Raw genomic sequence first — 19,518 nt, forward strand, 5'->3', positions numbered from 1 at the left:
AAGAGTATTAATTTTTAAGAGGATAATGGAAAATTTACTTGATAGAGACATAGAAACCTATATGAGTTGCTCATAGAATGATGTAAATCCTCTCTATTTTTTGTAATAGAAACTAATGCTTTGATGATATTATTGAGGAAAGGTGTATATTTTCATTGATATGTAAATATGCACCTTTTCTATTGTATTTGCAATTTAATAAAGTTAATTTGAATTTATGTAACGCACATATATGAAGCCATCTTTAAAAAAAGGAAGTGATTTATCATACACATTCAAGCTGTGAAAATACCAAAGAATATTGAAAGTCATTTGTTTAAGCAACTTAGTAACTTGGTTTCAAATGAGAAGAAAGAACGAATGAAGCGTTTATTAAACTCATGTGACGTTAATAGGACCCTGATAGGGGATTTACTAATCCGATCTCTAATCTGCCAAAAGTATAAAATTAATAATGAAGAAATTAGATTTAAATATAATGAGTATGGAAAACCTTTTGTTGAAAATTTTTCTGACTTTCATTTTAATCTGTCACATTCAGGAGAATGGGTGGTTTGTACTACTGCTAATTTTAATGTGGGTATTGATATAGAAAAGACTTCAGAGATAGAGGCTCTTAAATTAGCAAAAGAATTTTTTTCAGCGGATGAATTTTATGATATATCTAATATGAATTCTGATGAACAAATTAATTGTTTTTTTGATTTATGGACATTAAAAGAAAGCTATATAAAAACGATTGGAAAAGGGCTTTATACCCCATTAAATTCATTCTCTATAAAAAAAGAATCACGAACTTTAATTTCATACAAGAATATACCTAAAAACTTTTACTTTAAACAATATAACATTGATCCAAATTATAAGTTATCTGCTTGTGCAACAAGGGATGAATTTCCGCAAGAGATAATAATTAAAGACATTTATGCAATTTGCCAAAATATATACAAATTTGAAAGTAAGGAGAAAATCAATGCAGAAGACTAAACTTTTTTGCTTTCCACATGCTGGGGGATCTGCGTTTAGTTACGCAAAATGGAAAAATCACTTTAATCCATATATTGAGGTAGTCCCGATAGAGCTAGCTGGTAGAGGATATAGAATTGAAGAAAACTTGTACCAAAGTATGGAAGAGGCAGTAAATGATGTCTACAATAAAATAGTTATGCAGATAGATGATTCGCCCTACATTCTATTCGGGCATAGCATGGGAAGTTTGATCGCCTATGAATTAGCCAGAAAAATAAAAGATTCTAAAAACGTATCGCCTGAATTTCTTGTTTTGTCCGGTAGAAATCATCCAAATAGTAAAATAAAAAATATCCGACATAATCTTTCTAATGAGCAATTTAAAAGAGAAGTTATTGCAATGGGAGGTACACCATCTGGGGTACTGCAATCAGAAGAATTAATGGAGATTTTTCTCCCTATTCTAAGAGCAGATTTTAAAATCGTTGAGACGTATATTCATGACAAAAATACACAACCATGTGATATTGATTTTCTTATATTTAATGGGGAAAATGATGAATTTACTACATATGATCAAGTAATAAAATGGGAACGATACACAAGTAAAACGTGTACTTTTCATTCTTTTGAAGGTAATCATTTCTTTCTAAATGAAAATATTGAAGAAATAGCAAATAGTATTAAAAGAAAGTTAGATTCTAAAAGATTATCAAATAGTTTTTAGTTTTTTAAGTATACTCATAGCTAATAAAGAAAAATATGAAAGATGAAAAATACAGGCATTGCTGAAATTTTATTGAATATATGCATAGAATCCTAAACGAACTGTTTAAAGGCAGAGACTCTAAGCAAAATGTATATGAATTAACTTTAGTTTAAGTTGGCTTTACCTATAATACCATTTAGAGTCTTTATTATACTTAGTACAAAGTACATAACAGTTGGGGATGCTGTATGTAAAGCTAATGAATATGTGAAGTGAAAAGGCCGACTCTTATAATTATGAGTGGGCCTTTTGGTTTTATGGATATCAAATTAGTGAGCAACATTTCAAAGGGTATCTTGTGATATAACTAAGTAGATTTTTTTAAACCAGGGGATGATGAGATGAATAAATTGAAGGGGAAAATTGCATTAGTAACAGGGGCTAGTAGGGGGATAGGTCGAAGTATTGCCTTACATTTGGCACGGGCTGGTGCGTTAGTCGTTGTTCACTATAGTAAAAGAAAAGAAGAAGCAGAAAGTGTAGTGGATAAAATTAAAAAAGATGGCGGTTCCGTATTTGCGATTCGTGCAGACTTAAGTACTTTTAATGGCATTAATATATTGTATTCAATGATGGATCAATCTCTTCAAAAATATATAGGTGATACTACATTTGATATCCTTGTAAACAACGCTGGAATTGGGCAGGTGTTAACGTTAGAGGAATCTACGTTTGAAATATATGTAATGTTTAGATACCTAAAGGAGTCTACGTTTTTTTAGTAGGCTCTTTCTAGCTAATGATAAGGTACCAGCAAATAAACTATTTTGTCTAATTGACAAAATAGAAAGTTTACATAACGTTTTTCTGGTAAACAATTCTGAGTCAAATAGTGTGATCAATTAAGTTATTTAGTCCTAAATCATAAGATTTTAATACAAAATACTATAATTTGATTAATAATAGTAGTGAAAAAAATATTAAATATATCTAAGTTTTAAAGCGAATATTAGAAGCTGGTGTACCGCATTCTTATTTCAATAGCACATATGCAAGTATTAAAGTCCAGAACTCATCTGGTAGCGTTATGTACAATAAGGAAATTATGGGAAATAGACAACAAAATGCTGAAACCCAAACAGTACCTGTAAAAGAGGGAGATTATATAGAATTTACTCATATAGAAGGGGAAGCAGCAAAGGAAAAAACACGCGCGACTTTAACTAACCTTGAGAATGGAAAACAGGAATATATCGGAAAGAAAAGAACATATCGGGTTACATCTACAGGATTAATAAGACAATAAACGTATAAAAAAGTTGGGGAAATCCCCAACTTTTTTATCGTTTTAGTCAAGAAGATTCCTTCTTCAAGGAATGCGAAGTGAGTAGGTAGAGGTAAATTGGCTTCGAATAAGGTATGGCAGGAAGCTTTATCAATAAGTATGCAAATATTTTAAAAACTAATTTTTATACAAAAATTGTATACTTACGACAAGAAAGTTTACATTAACCAACAATTTTGTTTTCGGTAAATTTAAGGTGTGTAATTAATATGCATTTTTCGAGGAAAACGCAGAATTATGTCAAATTATCTTTATTTACATGACTGTGAACGTGGTATAAAAATGAAGCATATCCAAAATTATTAAAGGGGCTGAAAAAATGATTAAAAAACTTATTATTGGTTCTATTGTTTTAGGAACAGCAATAGGAGTAAGTAAACCTACATTTGCTTCAACAAATTATTCTCCATCACAGTTTCAAGATAGGGGAGATGCCCAAGTTCAATCAATACCATCGCCATGGCAGTATTTAGGGCAAACCTCTAGGGAACTTCAAATTAAAACTAAGGATCCAAAAGTGCTTGCTTTTGAATTAGCAAAAGAAGCTCCATTTTACAAAGATGAATTAGTGGATGTGTGTTCTGCAATCTTAAAAGAAAATGTAGATGTAGTATATTGGACAAGTAAGGAATGGGCTAGATTTGAAGTAGGAAATTACGAGTTTAAACATGAAATGAAAATTTATAGAGATAAAGAACGTCAGCAATTAATTACTTCAATAGAATCATAAAAAAAGAAGCTATCTTTAGTAAGATATGCATCCAATAATGTAGACAGGAAAAGAGAGCACATAAAACTGTTGCGATATTGGAAAGTAAACTAAAAAAACAAGTATAATTACTTGTTTTTTTAGTTACAGTAATTATTTAGAAGGCTTAGCTTGTATATGTTCACATACATTTATTGGATAACAATAATCCTCTCTATACTATGATTGGGATACAAAAGCTAGAAAGGTATCAATCCATTTATTCTTAAATTGAATTAACATTCCTCCGTCATGGTAGGTTTCGTTATATTTTGAAAAAACACTTCACAAACAATATGTATTACTTTATGGGAACATTATTAAATTTGAACGATATTAACAATGCTTTGTTGATAATTAGCTAAAAAAGTATTGTACGATTAAATGTATTGTGTTACATTTGTGTTACAAGGTTGTTACGAAATATTATAATTATTTCTATATCATTTCCTTTTGTTTCCTTAATGTTACGAAAGGTATAGATGTTTTATGTGTATAGGAGTGTGTGTAGTAAAGAGTCTGAGTTGAAAATACGTGCACACTTTAAATTTCCTTTCTGTCTGAATGAAGAAGACTACCAACTAATTAAAGGGTTCAAAGTAACAACTTTAAATAAAATGTGCTTCCTTTCCCACACACAATTTAGTACATATTTAAAGTACAGCCTAGTTGCTACACAGACTCTTGTACATATAAATATTAAGGTGAAATAGAGATAAGGATTTATTACATAATAAGCATTACTTAGCTAAACGTAAAAATATTATCTGTGCATTTTTATGAAATGTTAAAATGTCTAGATGATATTTTTTGAAGATTTCTTGGATATGTTTATGAATAACAATTTCTAATACTTAATGATTCTCTACTACTGCAATATCCAATAATTTATGTAACAGGATTTATAAGGTGTATGTACATTCACTTATATAGGGAAAATGAGGTTTTTCATATGAAGTATAGTTATAAAGTGTTTATATTTATTTGGACAATTATTTTATTGTTTTTTCTACTTTATTATGGTTACAGTGAAATTTCTGATACTAAGAAAGTGCCAGTTATAACAATCAAAAAATAGAAGTAAAGAATATTGAGAAAACCAAATGAGATAAAATAGATACAGTAGAAAGGCTACTACAGGAAGTAATTAATCGTACGAAGTTAGATGGTGAAAATACATCTCTTTATAAAGATGCTATTCATGCAAGGTCGTTATCAAGTGGTCATAACCCATCGAGAACATGGGTAAAAAAGTTACAAGGAAGTATGGGGGGATAGAATTCCAGAAGGCTGGAGGATATGTGGTGAAAATGTGTATGCTTGTCATGGCATTCACTACACAGCACTGACGTCCTATTTTTATGTCTTTTCAATATAGAATGAGAAAAATGAATGTTTATCGTGGGATGCAGCAGTTGCATGGTGTAAAAAGTTAGGCCTTGCACACGTTCCAGTGTTATATCGTGGCCCCTATAATGAAAAGGTAATTCGTTCGTGCTACAACGGTACTTCACTCTTTGGAGGGATTCAGGAGGGGTATGTACTTAGATTAACGGATGCGTTTCACTATAATGATTTTTCAAAATCCATAGGGGCATTTGTTCGAAAAGACCATGTGCAAACTAATCAGCACTGGATGACACAAGCGGTTATCCAAAATAAATTAGCAAAATAAAAACACGCAATTCCAAATGGAACTGCGTGTTTTTTCTTTTTTTAGCATCATTTGACGTTCATGTATGGTTACTCTTATTAGAGAATATGTCCCCTAACCACGGAAAACTATTAATTTATTAGTTTTTATTCGTAACTTTTAAAGTATCTAATACGACTTTAGTTGTGTCTGCAATAAGCTTATCATCATATTCTGCATCTTTTTTATCATGATTAGAAAGGATGGCAAGAACAATTGGTTTTTTATTTGGTGGCCAAATAATTGCAATATCATTCCTTGTTCCATAAGATCCTGCGCCTGTTTTATCAGCTACTTCCCATCCTTTTGGTACGCCCGCACGAATCAACTTATCTCCAGTCGTATTTCTCTTCATCCAATCTACTAATAATTCACGTTTCTCTGTTGGAAGTGCAGATCCTAATGTAAATGATTGAAGTGTCTTAGCGATCGCTTCTGGTGTACTGGTATCGCGCGTTTCTCCAGGATGTACTTCATTTAATTCAGGTTCAAATCGTTCAGATTTAGTAACCGTATCTCCCGTTTCTCTCAAGATTTTTTCAAATGCGGATGGACCACCTAACTTTTTAAGAATTAAATTATGTGCCGTACTGTCACTATATCGAACAGAAGCATCTGCAAGTTCTTTTAACGTCATTCCTGTATACACATGCTTTTTTGTAATTGGATTATAATTAGAAAGGTCTTCACGCGTATACGTAATCCCTTCATCAAGAGCTTCTATTGAGTTCTGACGTAAAAGAGCTCCCGCTGCTAATGATTTAGATGTAGAGGCAAATGCAAAACGATCATTTGAATGATAAGCAATAGTTTGATTTGTACCTGTATCCAGAGCATAAATACCAAGCTTAGCATTATATTCTTTTTCAAGCTTAGCAAAAGAATCATGACCTGTATTTTCTTGTTTAATTTGCTTTATTTGTTTTGTTTGCTTTGTTTGCTTTGTTTGCTTAGGTGGTTCAGATGGAGTATTACTATTAGAACACCCTATTAGTGTTACACATGAAAGTAATACGACGGGTACAATCTTTTTGTAGGTAAAGAACTTGTTTAAAACGTACATGAATTTTCAACCTCTTTCAACGATATATGGATTTTGTTTTGGTATTTTAAATACCGATGTTAATTAAAGCGGGTGTTGGATACCGATACTTCTGAAGTTGAATTTTAACAGGCTAAGCAGAACCAAAGCGTTTATATGAATGAACAGTTGCTGTTTAGGGTGTTTCTTTTTTTATAGTTTACCCGTGAAAGTATTAAACTCGTAACATTTAAATGAAGTATCTCAATACACACTTTTTTACATCACTTTACTTTGGGGAATAATAAGTCCTTTCATATTTTTAGGGATACACATAATAGACACTCTAAGTAATAAATTTGTTCCATTTTAACTTGGTAAATGGTAAAGAAAATACAATGAATTGTAAATGAAATCTGTACGGGAATCTAGTACCGTATAGTACAGTGCATATGAAAAACTCCTCAATGCTATCTCTTAAAAAATAATAATTCTCGGCTTTATAAACTGTCTTTTCAAAAATATTGCGAACCTGTAAGAAAAATGAAAGGTAATTCAATATGAGATAAACAACCTTACTACAATGAAAAACAGAATCATTATTAAAATCATGAGATACGATATCAAGTTATTTGCGTGTTTAATACATTTTACCAAATATTCCAGTTTTAATAGGAAAAGTTAAAATGTAGACAAGTATCTTCTATCAAATCTCATTCTTAGTGTGTACATTTGGAGGGGATTTCTCATATGAAATTAGTAAAAGTAAAAGATCTTAGTTAGGAGAAAGATGAGAATGCTAACAAATTCTATGGGAAGGTGAAGAAAGAAGGTAGCGTAGGTCTATTCATTAAGAGTAAGCTTGAGGAGATTATATCAGCTAAGTTACTCTTTAGCGACACAGTTAATCCTGAGGGGATGAGACAATTACAAAAGAACAGCAAGTTGAATTTCACTTCTAAGAGGGGGCAGACGCCTCTCTTTTTTTATGTCGCAAATAGCATTAATTCGTTAAGTAATTTATATGAGATTATCTTAAATAAGTTAGTTAAGAAAGAAAAATAAAAGTGAGTAAAAAGATAAAAATATACAGGTACGTAAAAAATAAGGAAGTTGTATTTGCAAGTGTTTTAGTTTGGTGTGATATCAACCGTATTGGTAAAGGTGAATATTACGTTCAAATTAATATGGATGGAAAAGGAGGAGTTTCAAAATCTATGGATGGTAAAGTGATGGGAAAGGAGTATGAATATACATTATCGGGTTTTGATAAGGAAGGTAAAGAAAAAGAGTTAGAATTTATCGCACAAAAGAATCTTCGTAAAGAAGCATTCCTACGTGTATATCATTTAGATAAAAAAGGTGTAACAGCTTGGGAGGAAGTGCAGGAAGATGAGCTTCCTAAGAAAGTAAAAGAAAAACTAGGTGTGAAATAATCATTTATTTGTGATGGTGGATTCTCCTACGTCGAGGGTTCGCCGTTTTTTTATTATATGTTATGTTGTAGTTTTTATATAAAGCATATTGAAAAGATAGGGTAAATCATCTGGAATGATACCTCCATTATTAATAATTTGTACGTTAACCTTTCCATTATTACTAAATCCATTTATATCAACAAATTTCCCCACATACCCCTTTGTACCAATATCTTTTAAAGTACGTATAAAAAATGCCCTTTATCTTATCTTTATCTTATCTTTACCTTATCTTTAAATTTTTATATTAAACTTAAAACCTTAAAGTATTGATGTTTGAGTCTAAAAAGGGCGGGAGATAGATGTTCATTACATAGTTTGTAAATAACCAATTACCTTTGAAAAATTAAATTTTTTATACGAGGAGGAATATATGAAGGATACAAGTAAAAAACAAATTATAAAAGTGTTCCTTATTAGTATTTTAGGCTTAGGAATAATACTTGGAATGCTATATTTTAATCATAAAACCAATATTCAAAAAAATAAAGCGCTAGCCACCGAAAAACGTGTATTGCAATATGAATCTACCTTGAAAAAAGAATTAGAAAAATATAATTTAGGAGAGAAAACAGCAGTTTTATTAGGAATTATGTACCAAGAGAGTAGAGGTGAGGGAAACGATCCTATGCAGTCATCCGAATCACTTGGATTAAAGCCAAATGAAATTCAAGAGACAAGCTTGAGCATTGAACAAGGGGTAAAACACTTTGCTAAAATGTACAAATATGGAACGGACAAGGATGTTAGCATGGATACAATTATTCAAAGCTATAATATGGGGCCAGGGTATATTGATTTTGTTGCTAGTCAAGAAGTTAAACAACACTCGGAGGATTCAGCCAAAAAGTTTTCTAAGATGAAAGTTGATCAAAATCCAGCGATGTATACTTGTGGTGGAAATAAAAATAATTTTAGGTATCCATATTGTTATGGTGATTTCGTGCGCCCATAAGGGGGCAAGGAAAAACGGTGATTGCAAGCTGTTAGGTCAACCCTAAAAGACCTAGTATCACTTGGCTAACCTTGGAAGGAAACTGAAAGGGGACAACAGCATGCCAAGAAAGCCGTAAGTTGGCTAAACATCAAGTCAAGACTGAGCGGCCAGATATAAAGTATAGATAAGGATGAAGGCTAAACCGCTTGAATGATAGCACAAGGGAGGCCACCGTAACTAGTCTCGAAAGATGTTTATAAACGAGATTCAACAGATATCATAAAGATAGTGTGAGTCATCTTATATGAATAGGGTTATCTGTTGCCCACTTCTATATGGAAGAAAAGTGTGAACGTCACATCCGACACTATACGTGCAAATTCCTTGTTTACTAAATGGGGATTGTCTAAGTTAGAATGCCTGCGAGGCTATTGAGGATAACTTCAAGATGTAACAGTCAAGAAGTATGGCTCATGAATATCTAATATGACAACGGAGCCTTCGTAGTAGTCAGAGCTAGGGAAAGCCTAGTACAGGGCGAAGGAAGGCAGTCTGTTAGCTTATTACCAAATTGGGGAGGTGCGAAAGGCACTATGCAATGTCCAAAAATAGTACTAAGCAATCTGCGAACGAAGAGTCTTAATAAGGAATATCAATATACAAGACTTTATCGTAATTTATATAACCCAGATTTCTTTTTATTAGCATACGATAATCTAAGTAAAAATGATGGCGCATTAACGATAGGAGTAGACCAAAGGTCTATTGATGGTTTTTCTATGAAGGAAGTGGAGGACTTGATAAGTGTTTTAAAAAGTAAAAGCTATCAACCATATCCATCTAGAAGAACCTATATTGAAAAGAAAAATGGCAAGAAAAGGCCATTAGGAATTCCTAGTTTTTATGATAAATTAGTCCAAGAAGTTATACGTATGATACTAGAAGCAATATACGATTCAAGCTTTTCTAGTTCATCACATGGATACCGAAAAGGAAAGGGATGCCATAGCACGTTATTAGAGATAAAGCGCACATTTACAGGTAGTAAATGGTTTATCGAAGGAGATATTAAAGGATTTTTCGACAATATTGAACATCATACTCTAGTTACAATTCTTAAAAGAAGAATAAAGGATGAGGCGTTTATAGAGTTGATCTGGAAATTCTTACGAGCTGGATATTTAGAAGAATGGAAATTTCATAATACCTATAGTGGAGCGCCTCAAGGTGGAATCATTAGTCCAATACTTTCTAATATTTATCTAAATGAATTAGATGTTTATATGAAAAAGTATCAGGATAGATTTGAATCAGGGAAAAAGCGACAAATTAATAAAGAGTATAGTAATTTACAGTATAAAGTACGAAAGATTCAAGAGAAAATCGATACTGCCTATCTAAATGGAGAAGTAACACGAATTACGGAACTAAAAGAACAACAAAAAGTTTTGAAAGGGAAGTTGTTACAAACACCTTATAATAATCCAATGGATGAAAATTATAGAAGGCTCAAATATGTAAGATATGCGGATGACTTTCTTATTGGAGTAATAGGTTCTAAAGAGGATGCAATTCTTATTAAAAATGAGATAGCTTCATTTTTGAAAGAAGAGCTAAAATTAGAATTATCTATGGAAAAGACTCTGATAACAAATGCCTTCAAGAAACACGCTAAATTTCTAGGATTTGAAATTAAAGTGTTTAAAAGTGAAGCAACACGCATTAACAGTCTTGGGAGAGCTTCTAGGGTTCTTAACGGTAAAATTCAATTAAAAATGCCACATGAGGCATGGATAAAGAAACTTCAAAAGTATCAGGCCATTAAAATGTGTGCCGATGGCACTTGGAAACCTCAGCCAAGAGGATATTTCCAACACAATGAAGATTTAGAGATTATCACGCAATATAATAGCGAAATTCGAGGGTTATACAATTACTATCGACTAGCTGAAAATGTGAGCAATCACATGCACCGCTTTGCATATTTCATGTATTATTCAATGTTGAAAACTTTTGCGTCAAAATACAGAACACGTACGAAACAAATTCGAAAGAAATACGAAAAGTACGGACAATTTACTGTACAGTATGAGACAAAGAAAGGAATGAATAAAGTTCATTTCATTGAAAGAAAGTTTCCAATGACAAGAAATTTATCACTAGAAGGAACAGACATTTTACCAAATACTCGGCATGTAATGAGTACGACTAAATTGTCAGATAGAATCAAGGCGGAAACATGTGAACTATGCGGAGCTAGCAATGTTGTGATACATATGCATCACATTAAGAAATTAAAGAATCTACGAGCAAAGTCAAATAAATCATATCTTGAAAAACAAATGATAGCGAGAAATCGAAAGACTATCGCACTCTGTAAAGAGTGTCATATGAAAAGACACAAGGGCGAGATATAAAATGCAGAAGACAGATGGAGAGCCGGATACATTGAGAGATGTAAGTCCGGTTCGGGGAGGAACATTTGGAAACCTATCACAGGAATGTAATAAGGCGCTGGATGTTTACTCTACACATATGCCACAAAGGTAAATGAAAAAACAAAACTTATTGAAAAACTTCTTCGAAATGTACATAGTTCTTCTAAATAAGTTGCAGAATGAAATATAATGATACCCAGTTATTAATAATAGTATCTAAGAAAAAAACTACTTCCTTTCTTAATTCATATGATTTTTAAAAATAAATCCTATAGATGTTAATATTTGTTATATAATATATTTGTCAAAGCATTACCCCTAAAATTTCTACAGTCAATCTGTAAGATAGTTTGTTTGGCCCGTATATTCACCTTAAACTAAAAAGAACTTGTAGAGATTCCTACAAGTTCTTTTTAGTTTAAGGATTAAATGAGGATTTAAAATATAGTTGCAATTTTTTGAGGGGGAAAAGTAAATGTTTATAAAAACAGAAAGATTATTAATACGAAAATTTGAGTTCAAAGATTGGCAAGCTGTTCATGAGTATACATCAGATATCAATGTTATGAAATACATACCTGAAGGTTTTTTTACTGAAGAAGATACAAAAAACTTTGTAAATGAAAATATTGGTGAAAACGCTAAGAACTTTCCTGTAGTATTAATTGATAAAGATATTTTGATTGGTCATATAGTTTTTCATAAATACTTTGGTGAGCATACTTATGAGATTGGTTGGGTGTTCAACCCTGAATATTTCAATAAAGGATATGCTTCTGAAGCAGCACAAGCTACATTGGAATATGGGTTTAAGGAATTGAAGTTACATAGAATTATAGCTACATGTCAGCCACAGAATATACCATCATATCGAGTGATGGAGAAGATTGGAATGAGAAGAGAAGGCTATTTCAGGAAGTGTATACCACATGGGAATGAATGGTGGGACGAATATTATTACGCTATTTTAGAAGAGGAGTAAAGCCTCATAACGCATTATTAAAAGAAAATGTTCCTCCTGAAGTTGTAAAAGCGGTAGCTAGAATATGAATGGAAACAATTTGATGGAAACGGTCAGCCAATCATAGCGTAAGACGATGGAATTGGCATTATGTAAATTACTATTGTTGTTGATATTGTCTTAATTGAAAAAATAAGTTCTGTTATTACTTGACAAGTTCAAAAATAGTAGATATGCTTTAACACGAAACGAACAAAAAATTTGAGATATCTATGACCTGTTAGGTGAGGCTCCTATACAAACACAGGCTATTGCCCAAAAATATCGAAAGATGCCAATGGGTAGAACAGGAATTGTCGGATTAAGGCTCTTCTTAAGATAGCTAAGTGATGAATGATTCATCCTTTACGTTGTATAGTGCCAAAACTCAACTAGGGGGAATGAGCTTTATTTAGCTATGTCTTTTTTAGCAACCTCCTTTAGTTGAATTACTAAGGGAGGTTTTTTATATGCAAAATTTTATTTGTAATAAATCTTTTATAAAAGGGGGGAAGACTAATGATTGATGATATTGATCCCATATTTATGAAGAAATTAGTTTTCCTAGAAGTGGGAAAATGATACCAAGTACCACTGTCCTTAAGGAGGAATTACGATGAAAGAATGCTTACAACAATTATTAGCAACAAAAGATACACACTTAGTGCAAGAGCTTATAAAAATTCAATCCTACGATATTGCAATGGAAATAAAAGGTTTTCAACATAAAGATCAGATATCTTTAATAAAATGTTTTCCTACTGAAAAAGGTGCGAAAATTCTCAGTTATCTTACACCAGAGGAGCAATATAATATTTGTACCAATTTGCCTGTGGATAGAGGAGAAGAGCTATTAGCTAGGCAATCTATTGATGACCTTGTTGATGTAATTCTTTCAATTCATCCACTTCAGGCTGAAAAACTTATACAACTTTTGTCTGAAGAATCTCAACAAAGAATTAGAAGTCTGCTGGTTTTTCAATCTGGAACAGCGGGCAGTTTGATGACAATTGACTATATTGCTGCCAGGGAAAATTGGAAAGTGAAAGATACGCTGTCGCATATTAGAAAAATTGGGGCAGGGGTTGAATCAATTTCGTATATTTATGTTCTGGATACACGTGGTCAGCTTAATGGAATTGTTTCTATTCGTGAATTATTGCTAGCTTCAGATGATAAAACTTTATCATCGATAATGGCATCAGATGTTATTTCAGTTTCAGTGAACCTAGACCAACAGGAAGCCGTACAAAAACTAATGGATTATGATTTATCCGCTATACCTGTAACAACGATGGATAATCGGATGATAGGTATTATAACCTTCGATGATGCAATGGATGTTTTCGAAGAAGAAGCAACTGAAGATATTCAAAAATTAGGAGGGAGCACCCCATTAGATAAGCCATATTTCGAAACTTCTATTTGGCAAATATACCGTAAACGTATAGGTTGGTTATTACTTCTGTTTGTAGCAGAAGCATATACTGGTTCTGTACTTCGGCATTATGAAGAAACATTAACTCATGTAGTTGCACTGGCTTTCTTTATTCCGTTGTTAATTGGAACTGGTGGAAATACAGGTACACAGGTCGTAACTACATTGGTTCGAGCTGTAGCTCTAAATGAGGTGAAATTTAAAGATATATTTCGTGTTATGAAAAAAGAAGCATTAGTAGGCCTTTTACTAGGGCTTACATTAGCCGTGGCAGCATTAATTCGTGCGTACACTTTAGGCGTAGGTACAGAAGTCGCGCAAGTTGTAGCTATTACTGGATTGTTCATTGTTATTTGGTCGTCCATTGTTTCATCTGTATTACCCTTGATTTTAAATAAGTTAAAGCTGGATCCAGCTGTTATCTCAGGTCCGTTCATTACGACATTAGTCGATGGAACGGGGTTAATTCTGTACTTTACCATTGCAAAAATGTTACTAGGGTTATAAGAAACTTATATTAAGTTTTTTTTATACCTAAGTTCGTTCCCGCAAAGTTTGTAGACAAACTCGTTGGAAGTATAGAGAAAGAGAGAATAGAAATGAAAAAAGTATTCAAGTTACTGGAATATCCGTTGGTGTTTTCGCTTATCATTACAATTGTATTTGGAATTTTGATTATGTATAGTGCTAGCTCAATTGTTGCAGTTGAAAATTATGGCTATAGTAGTTTTTTGTTGCTAATAAGAGGGAACTTATAAATAAAAATTACTATTTATGGTGAGAATAATACTATTTAAGTGCTATTGAACTTCTGAATTTAATTGAAAATTCAGAGTAATTATAAAAATGTAGTTTTATAATTATTTTTTTAAAACAGGGGAATTCTATTTATTTGGATAGGAGGTAAATTTGTTGAGATCTAATAAAAAATATTTTTATAAACAGGAAGTATTAAGCAAAAATTATAATATGCTAATTGAAATTGCAAAAAGTGATGTTAAATCAACGTTAGATTTTTTTAAAACAACGTCTCAAGGGCTGTCTCACGAGGAAGCTACTAAGAGGCTTGAAGTGTATGGAGAAAATAAAGTAGTTTCTCAAAAAAGAATAAAATGGTATATAACATTATTTAATTCTTTTAGAAGTCCGTTTATTTCTCTTCTAATTATATTAGGAATGTTATCTTTTTTTACCAATGATATAAAAGGTACTATTATTGTGGGAATCATGGTGACGTTAAGCGTATTAATTCGGTTCATACAAGAAATTCGTTCTCAGAAGTCTATAGAAAGATTAAAAAATCTTGTATATGAAAAGGTAACTGTTCTCAGGAAGGGAAATATTCCTTATAAAGAAAATAAGAGAACTTTATTGGAGGAAAGTGGAAAGTTACAAATTGGTCTTGAGGATCTTGTACCAGGGGATATTATAGAATTATCTGCTGGAAATATTGTGCCTGCAGATGTACGGATTATCTCATCAGAAAATTTACTTGTAAATCAATCATCTCTAACAGGAGAAGCATTACCCGTTGAAAAATCAAATCAGTATTTCCATATGTACAAAAAACGTAAAATTAGAAAAATCCAAAATTTAATTGAATTAGAAAATCTCTGTTTTATGGGAACTCATATTATAAGTGGTACAGCAAAAGTAATAGTTGTAGGTACTGGAACAGATACTTACTTTGGTTCAATAGCAAAGAATCAGGTTAAGATGAACAAGAAATCTGATTCTAAATTCGATAAAGGGGTAAGCAAAGTTAGTTGGCTATTAATTAAATTTATGATCATCATGACTCCTATTGTCATGATAATCCATGGGGGTATTAATGGAAATTGGTATGAGGCTTTTTTATTTGCAATTGCTATAGCAATTGGACTCACTCCAGAAATGCTTCCAATGATTGTAACAGCTAATTTAGCTAAAGGCTCTATTAATATGAGTAAAAAAAAGGTACTTGTAAAACAACTATCTTCTATTCATAACCTTGGAGCTATTGATATTCTCTGTACCGACAAAACAGGCACGTTGACAGAAAATAAGATGGATCTGGTACGCCATACAGATACAAATGGAGAGAAGTCGGATGAGGTTTTAAGATTAGCGTATATAAATAGTTACTTCCATACAAATAATAAAAATGAAATTGATTTATCAGTTATACGTTATGTAAAAGATAGTAGTAAATATGATTTGTCTCAATACTCCAAAATAGATGAATGTCTATTTGATTTTGATAGAAGAAGAGTTTCAGTTGTTATAGAAAAAAATGCTAACGAACGAATAATGCTTTGTAAAGGTGCAGTTAGAGAAGTTGTATCAATTTGTAGTTTTATAAAAGAAAATAATAAGATAATTCCTATTACAGATGAAATCCAGCGTAGAAATAAACACCTAATTGAACTCTGGCAAGAGCAGGGGATGCGAGTTGTTGCAGTTGCATATAAACAATTAAATAGTGATAAAGTGGGAAGTTATTCTATAAATGATGAATCAGATATGATACTCGTTGGATATGTAGGTTTTTTAAATCCACCCAAACAATCGGCTATCGCTGCACTTCATACTCTACAAAAGAAAGGAGTACAAGTGAAAATTTTAACAGGTGATAACGAGTCCGTGACAAGAAATGTATGTAGGAAAATGGGCTTGTATATAGGAGAACCAGTACTGGGTTATGAAATTGATAGTCTTCCTGATAAGGTATTAGGAAAACTTGCAAGTAAAACAAGTGTGTTTGCAAAATTAAATCCTAGTCAAAAATTCCGTATTATAAAGGCACTTCAAATGAATGGTCATACAGTCGGGTTTATAGGGGATGGAATTAACGATGTGTTTGCCTTAAAACAGTCTGACGTTGGTGTATCTATCCATACAGCAGATGATATTGTTAAAGAGAGTTCAGATATTATACTTATAGAAAAAGACTTACATGTTTTAGAAGATGCTATAGTGGAAGGACGGACAACGTTTGGAAATATACTGAAGTATATTAAGATGACAGCAAGTTCAAATTTTGGAAATGTATTAAGTTTATTAATTGCTAGTGCATTTCTTCCTTTTCTTCCAATGCTACCAATTCAAATATTATGTCAAAACTTACTATATAATCTATCCCAACTTTCAATTCCGTGGGATAAAGTAGACAATGAATTTTTAATAAAACCAAGAAGTTGGGATACAAAAGATTTATTTCGTTTTATTATTTTTATTGGGCCGGTAAGTAGTGTTTTTGATATAATCATTTTTATCGTAATGTGGAATGTATTTGGTGCAAATATTCCTGAGATGCAATCCTTATTTCAAACGGGTTGGTTCGTAGTAGGGTTATTAACACAATTATTAATTGTGCATATGATTCGTACTCAACATATCCCTTTCCTACAAAGTACGGCTGCTAGGCCAGTTTTGATGCTTACAGGCTTGGTTATGTTTATAGGGATTTCCCTTCCATTTACCAGTTTAAGTACTCAAATTGGTTTAACCCCACTTCCATTTTATTATTTTCTGTGGTTATTGGGAATTTTAACAATGTATGCTTTAGTTACTCAATTTATAAAGAGAATATACATAAGGAAGTTTAATCGATGGCTATAATACTAAAAAATTCAGTCCAGAACAAGAATTACTAAATACTATATTCTAAATGGATAAGGAATTTACAGCATAATTTAGTTTGGTAGGAAAAAAATTAAGTCAGATTGATGTTTTAATCAAACTTTATTCTCATTCTATAATAGAGTAAAATAAAAAATTTAGTACAATATGGAATAGGCAACGATAAAAACTAAAGGACAACAAAAGAGATATGCTTGTTGTCCTTTGGTTTTTATTTTTAAATATGTTTTATAAAGAGATATGTATTAGATCTCTTTTTTAATTAGAGCATGAATTAAGAAGATGTCTTATTTGTTCTATAAAATAATGATGATGTTTGATACTCGACTAGTATAATAGCTACTTCCATAGAAGAAAGGAAAGAAGCGAGTGACATAACCTCTATATCATCTTTAGCTAGGGAGAAAGAAGCATGTTATTAAATATTAGGGGTACGAGAAGGTAAGGAATCCAAGGGAATGTAGAATATAAAAAGGAGTCGTTATTCGACTCCTTTTTATATGGGATAGCTTAATTATTGGAAATATTACCTATTGAAATACTTTTTCAATTGTAGGCATAACAGCTATTGGTGGTAGGGATTTAGTCCATGCAGCTGCATATACATTTAATTTCTCACCTAATGTGTAGTTTTCATCATCTGAAACAGGAACTCTTAAAATCTTATTTTGAGAAACTAGATCCCACCAATCATGTTGATAAGCAAGAGCTTCATCTTTTGTAGGCGTAGCTGCAACTACTAAATAATTGTTCTCTACTGAAATGACATATCCAGTAAAAGGTTCTTGTTCTTGGTTCTGAATAGTATGAACAGGAATATTATTGGCGGAAATCTTGTTAGAATCTGCAAAGGCCGGTGTTAATCCGAATGTAAGTCCACATCCTAGTGTTAAAGTTGTTACCGTTGTTACGAATGTTTGTTTTTTGTTAAACATGGTATATCCTCCTTATATTTTATTCTTACACTATCCACTTTCAATTTACATACATATAAAACCTTTTAATATTAAGATGCTTAACAATTCTGTCACAATTATCCTATAAATGTTAATATTATCTATTAATGGAATTGGATTTGTGTTATAATTCACTAGGTGAACTATTATTGTTCATTTCATCTCTTGATGAATGTATGCCCTTCCTTAAGTATAAAGATGTTCGATTGTATTGGTGAAGAGAGGATATATCCCTCTTCTTTTTTATTAATATGAGATTTTTAGGGAATGAACAGAAAAAGAACCCTATGGGGTTCTTTTTCTAGGCATATTAACAGTAAGGAGAGTATTGAAATACTATTTTCAAATATTTACAAGGAGAAAAATTTGAAAAAGCTTATCATGTCATTGTTTTTACATACATGTAATATAAAGTTAATTGATAATATTTAAACTCATTATTACTAATATTCAATTAAGATAGTTAGCACTACATTGATAGTGTTAATTAGCTTGATTGGTGTGGAATGTGATATGAAGCATAAGTTTGCCGCAAACTTGTGCTTTCAGGATTTGAAGAATATTCTTAATATGAATTTTAAAGAAAATATAAAATTTTACTAGACGTGAGAAAAAAGAATTGAAAATATCCTTTAAAATAAGATATATTTTGTTCAAAAAATTAGAGGACACCAATTAATTAAAGCGGTAAAAAACGTTTTAATTAATCGGTGTCCTTTTTGTTTTAAAAAGAGAATATATTTTCTCAACAGGACAAATGGTAATTAGCTATAAGTATTAATTATAAGGATAACTGGAAAATAGAAATTAATAATAAATGAGAATGCAAAATGATAACATTAATATCTGAAAGAAATCTATCTGAAATCCACGAAGACGATGTAGATGTATTAAAAGTAATGGCACATCCTGTTCGATTACAAATTGTAAATGAATTAATGCACCATAAAGTATGCAATGTTACACAGTTAACGGAAATATTAAGACTCCCCCAATCCACTGTTTCACAACATTTATCAAAATTGAGGGGAACCGTACTTCAATCAGAAAGAAGAGGATTAGAGATGCATTATTATATAGATAATGCTAAGGCACGTCAGATTGTTGAAATTTTAGATTTGTAGGTTAATAATACATAAAAGGTTTCCTGTTACAAGGCAAGAAA

The 19,518-nt window shown here is 31.7% G+C and carries 13 protein-coding genes, 5 pseudogenes and 1 riboswitch; of the genes and pseudogenes, 15 read left to right on the forward strand and 3 right to left on the reverse strand.

The annotated features are described in order from the left end of the window. Positions 1 to 282: 282 nt before the first annotated feature. From ACXKY9_RS11810 to ACXKY9_RS11830, 5 genes and pseudogenes are all read left to right on the forward strand, one after another. Positions 283 to 987 (forward strand): 4'-phosphopantetheinyl transferase family protein, encoded by a 705-nt coding sequence (locus tag ACXKY9_RS11810; RefSeq protein WP_000701218.1) that lies wholly within the window; start codon positions 283 to 285, stop codon positions 985 to 987. Beyond that, positions 974 to 1,696: a thioesterase II family protein gene (locus ACXKY9_RS11815; protein WP_001172935.1), complete on the forward strand. Its 723-nt coding sequence runs from the start codon at positions 974 to 976 to the stop codon at positions 1,694 to 1,696. The genes ACXKY9_RS11810 and ACXKY9_RS11815 overlap by 14 nt, the downstream gene beginning before the upstream one ends. Positions 1,697 to 2,079: 383 nt before the next feature. Further along, positions 2,080 to 2,421: pseudogene (locus ACXKY9_RS11820) on the forward strand (SDR family NAD(P)-dependent oxidoreductase); the annotation flags it as partial. A gap of 254 nt (positions 2,422 to 2,675) precedes the next feature. Next, positions 2,676 to 2,984: pseudogene (locus ACXKY9_RS11825) on the forward strand (putative mucin/carbohydrate-binding domain-containing protein); the annotation flags it as partial. 358 nt (positions 2,985 to 3,342) lie between these two features. Continuing rightward, the gene (locus ACXKY9_RS11830) at positions 3,343 to 3,753 is read left to right on the forward strand and encodes a hypothetical protein (protein ID WP_000592188.1); all 411 of its coding nucleotides are present in this window, start codon (positions 3,343 to 3,345) and stop codon (positions 3,751 to 3,753) included. Positions 3,754 to 3,951: 198 nt separating this feature from the next. On the opposite strand, the pseudogene ACXKY9_RS11835 reads toward ACXKY9_RS11830, so the two are convergent. Further along, positions 3,952 to 4,038: pseudogene (locus ACXKY9_RS11835) on the reverse strand (DUF2278 family protein); the annotation flags it as partial. Positions 4,039 to 5,083: 1,045 nt separating this feature from the next. On the opposite strand from ACXKY9_RS11835, the pseudogene ACXKY9_RS11840 reads away from it, so the two are divergent. Next, positions 5,084 to 5,446: pseudogene (locus ACXKY9_RS11840) on the forward strand (RNA ligase family protein). Between the two features lie 118 nt (positions 5,447 to 5,564). Here the strand turns inward: ACXKY9_RS11840 and bla are convergent. Then, entirely contained in the window at positions 5,565 to 6,527 is a 963-nt protein-coding gene (bla, locus tag ACXKY9_RS11845) for a class A beta-lactamase (protein ID WP_000289422.1), read from the reverse strand. Between the two features lie 777 nt (positions 6,528 to 7,304). Here bla and ACXKY9_RS11850 point away from each other — a divergent pair. From ACXKY9_RS11850 to mgtA, 8 genes and pseudogenes are all read left to right on the forward strand, one after another. Further along, positions 7,305 to 7,550 carry a hypothetical protein gene (locus tag ACXKY9_RS11850; protein ID WP_000711425.1) on the forward strand — a complete coding sequence of 82 codons (246 nt, stop codon included), beginning with the start codon at positions 7,305 to 7,307 and terminating at the stop codon, positions 7,548 to 7,550. A 14-nt stretch (positions 7,551 to 7,564) separates the two neighbouring features. Next, entirely contained in the window at positions 7,565 to 7,921 is a 357-nt protein-coding gene (locus ACXKY9_RS11855; protein WP_031303557.1) for a YxeA family protein, read from the forward strand. A gap of 415 nt (positions 7,922 to 8,336) precedes the next feature. Continuing rightward, complete coding sequence (locus ACXKY9_RS11860) at positions 8,337 to 8,918, forward strand: lysozyme family protein (RefSeq protein ID WP_000655718.1); 582 nt, start codon at positions 8,337 to 8,339, stop codon at positions 8,916 to 8,918. A 575-nt stretch (positions 8,919 to 9,493) separates the two neighbouring features. Beyond that, positions 9,494 to 11,317: a reverse transcriptase/maturase family protein gene (locus ACXKY9_RS11865; protein WP_001149935.1), complete on the forward strand. Its 1,824-nt coding sequence runs from the start codon at positions 9,494 to 9,496 to the stop codon at positions 11,315 to 11,317. A 111-nt stretch (positions 11,318 to 11,428) separates the two neighbouring features. Beyond that, positions 11,429 to 11,509: pseudogene (locus ACXKY9_RS11870) on the forward strand (lysozyme family protein); the annotation flags it as partial. Between the two features lie 304 nt (positions 11,510 to 11,813). After that, positions 11,814 to 12,320 (forward strand): GNAT family N-acetyltransferase, encoded by a 507-nt coding sequence (locus ACXKY9_RS11875; protein WP_000470142.1) that lies wholly within the window; start codon positions 11,814 to 11,816, stop codon positions 12,318 to 12,320. 248 nt (positions 12,321 to 12,568) lie between these two features. Then, a riboswitch (M-box (ykoK) riboswitch) is annotated at positions 12,569 to 12,745 on the forward strand. A 209-nt stretch (positions 12,746 to 12,954) separates the two neighbouring features. After that, positions 12,955 to 14,283 carry a magnesium transporter gene (gene mgtE / locus ACXKY9_RS11880; protein WP_000656647.1) on the forward strand — a complete coding sequence of 443 codons (1,329 nt, stop codon included), beginning with the start codon at positions 12,955 to 12,957 and terminating at the stop codon, positions 14,281 to 14,283. 402 nt (positions 14,284 to 14,685) lie between these two features. Beyond that, a complete protein-coding gene (gene mgtA, locus ACXKY9_RS11885; protein ID WP_002101013.1) occupies positions 14,686 to 17,376 on the forward strand; it encodes a magnesium-translocating P-type ATPase in 2,691 nt (896 codons plus the stop codon). Between the two features lie 551 nt (positions 17,377 to 17,927). On the opposite strand, the gene ACXKY9_RS11890 is transcribed toward mgtA, so the two are convergent. Then, positions 17,928 to 18,332: a DUF3221 domain-containing protein gene (locus ACXKY9_RS11890; RefSeq protein WP_000482317.1), complete on the reverse strand. Its 405-nt coding sequence runs from the start codon at positions 18,330 to 18,332 to the stop codon at positions 17,928 to 17,930. A gap of 851 nt (positions 18,333 to 19,183) precedes the next feature. On the opposite strand from ACXKY9_RS11890, the gene ACXKY9_RS11895 reads away from it, so the two are divergent. Continuing rightward, positions 19,184 to 19,477 carry an ArsR/SmtB family transcription factor gene (locus tag ACXKY9_RS11895; protein WP_000631355.1) on the forward strand — a complete coding sequence of 98 codons (294 nt, stop codon included), beginning with the start codon at positions 19,184 to 19,186 and terminating at the stop codon, positions 19,475 to 19,477. The last annotated feature ends 41 nt before the right edge of the window (positions 19,478 to 19,518 follow it).

It is taken from the genome of Bacillus sp. 2175, assembly GCF_057812155.1.

What these genes read in the sequence shown, in the direction of transcription:
- ACXKY9_RS11890 (WP_000482317.1), bottom strand. Translation starts at nt 18,332, where the DNA reads ATGTTTAACAAAAAACAAACATTCGTAACAACGGTAACAACTTTAACA.
- ACXKY9_RS11875 (WP_000470142.1), top strand. Translation starts at nt 11,814, where the DNA reads ATGTTTATAAAAACAGAAAGATTATTAATACGAAAATTTGAGTTCAAA.
- ACXKY9_RS11830 (WP_000592188.1), top strand. Translation starts at nt 3,343, where the DNA reads ATGATTAAAAAACTTATTATTGGTTCTATTGTTTTAGGAACAGCAATA.
- ACXKY9_RS11895 (WP_000631355.1), top strand. Translation starts at nt 19,184, where the DNA reads ATGATAACATTAATATCTGAAAGAAATCTATCTGAAATCCACGAAGAC.
- ACXKY9_RS11860 (WP_000655718.1), top strand. Translation starts at nt 8,337, where the DNA reads ATGAAGGATACAAGTAAAAAACAAATTATAAAAGTGTTCCTTATTAGT.
- ACXKY9_RS11815 (WP_001172935.1), top strand. Translation starts at nt 974, where the DNA reads ATGCAGAAGACTAAACTTTTTTGCTTTCCACATGCTGGGGGATCTGCG.
- bla (WP_000289422.1), bottom strand. Translation starts at nt 6,527, where the DNA reads ATGTACGTTTTAAACAAGTTCTTTACCTACAAAAAGATTGTACCCGTC.
- ACXKY9_RS11865 (WP_001149935.1), top strand. Translation starts at nt 9,494, where the DNA reads ATGCAATGTCCAAAAATAGTACTAAGCAATCTGCGAACGAAGAGTCTT.
- mgtE (WP_000656647.1), top strand. Translation starts at nt 12,955, where the DNA reads ATGAAAGAATGCTTACAACAATTATTAGCAACAAAAGATACACACTTA.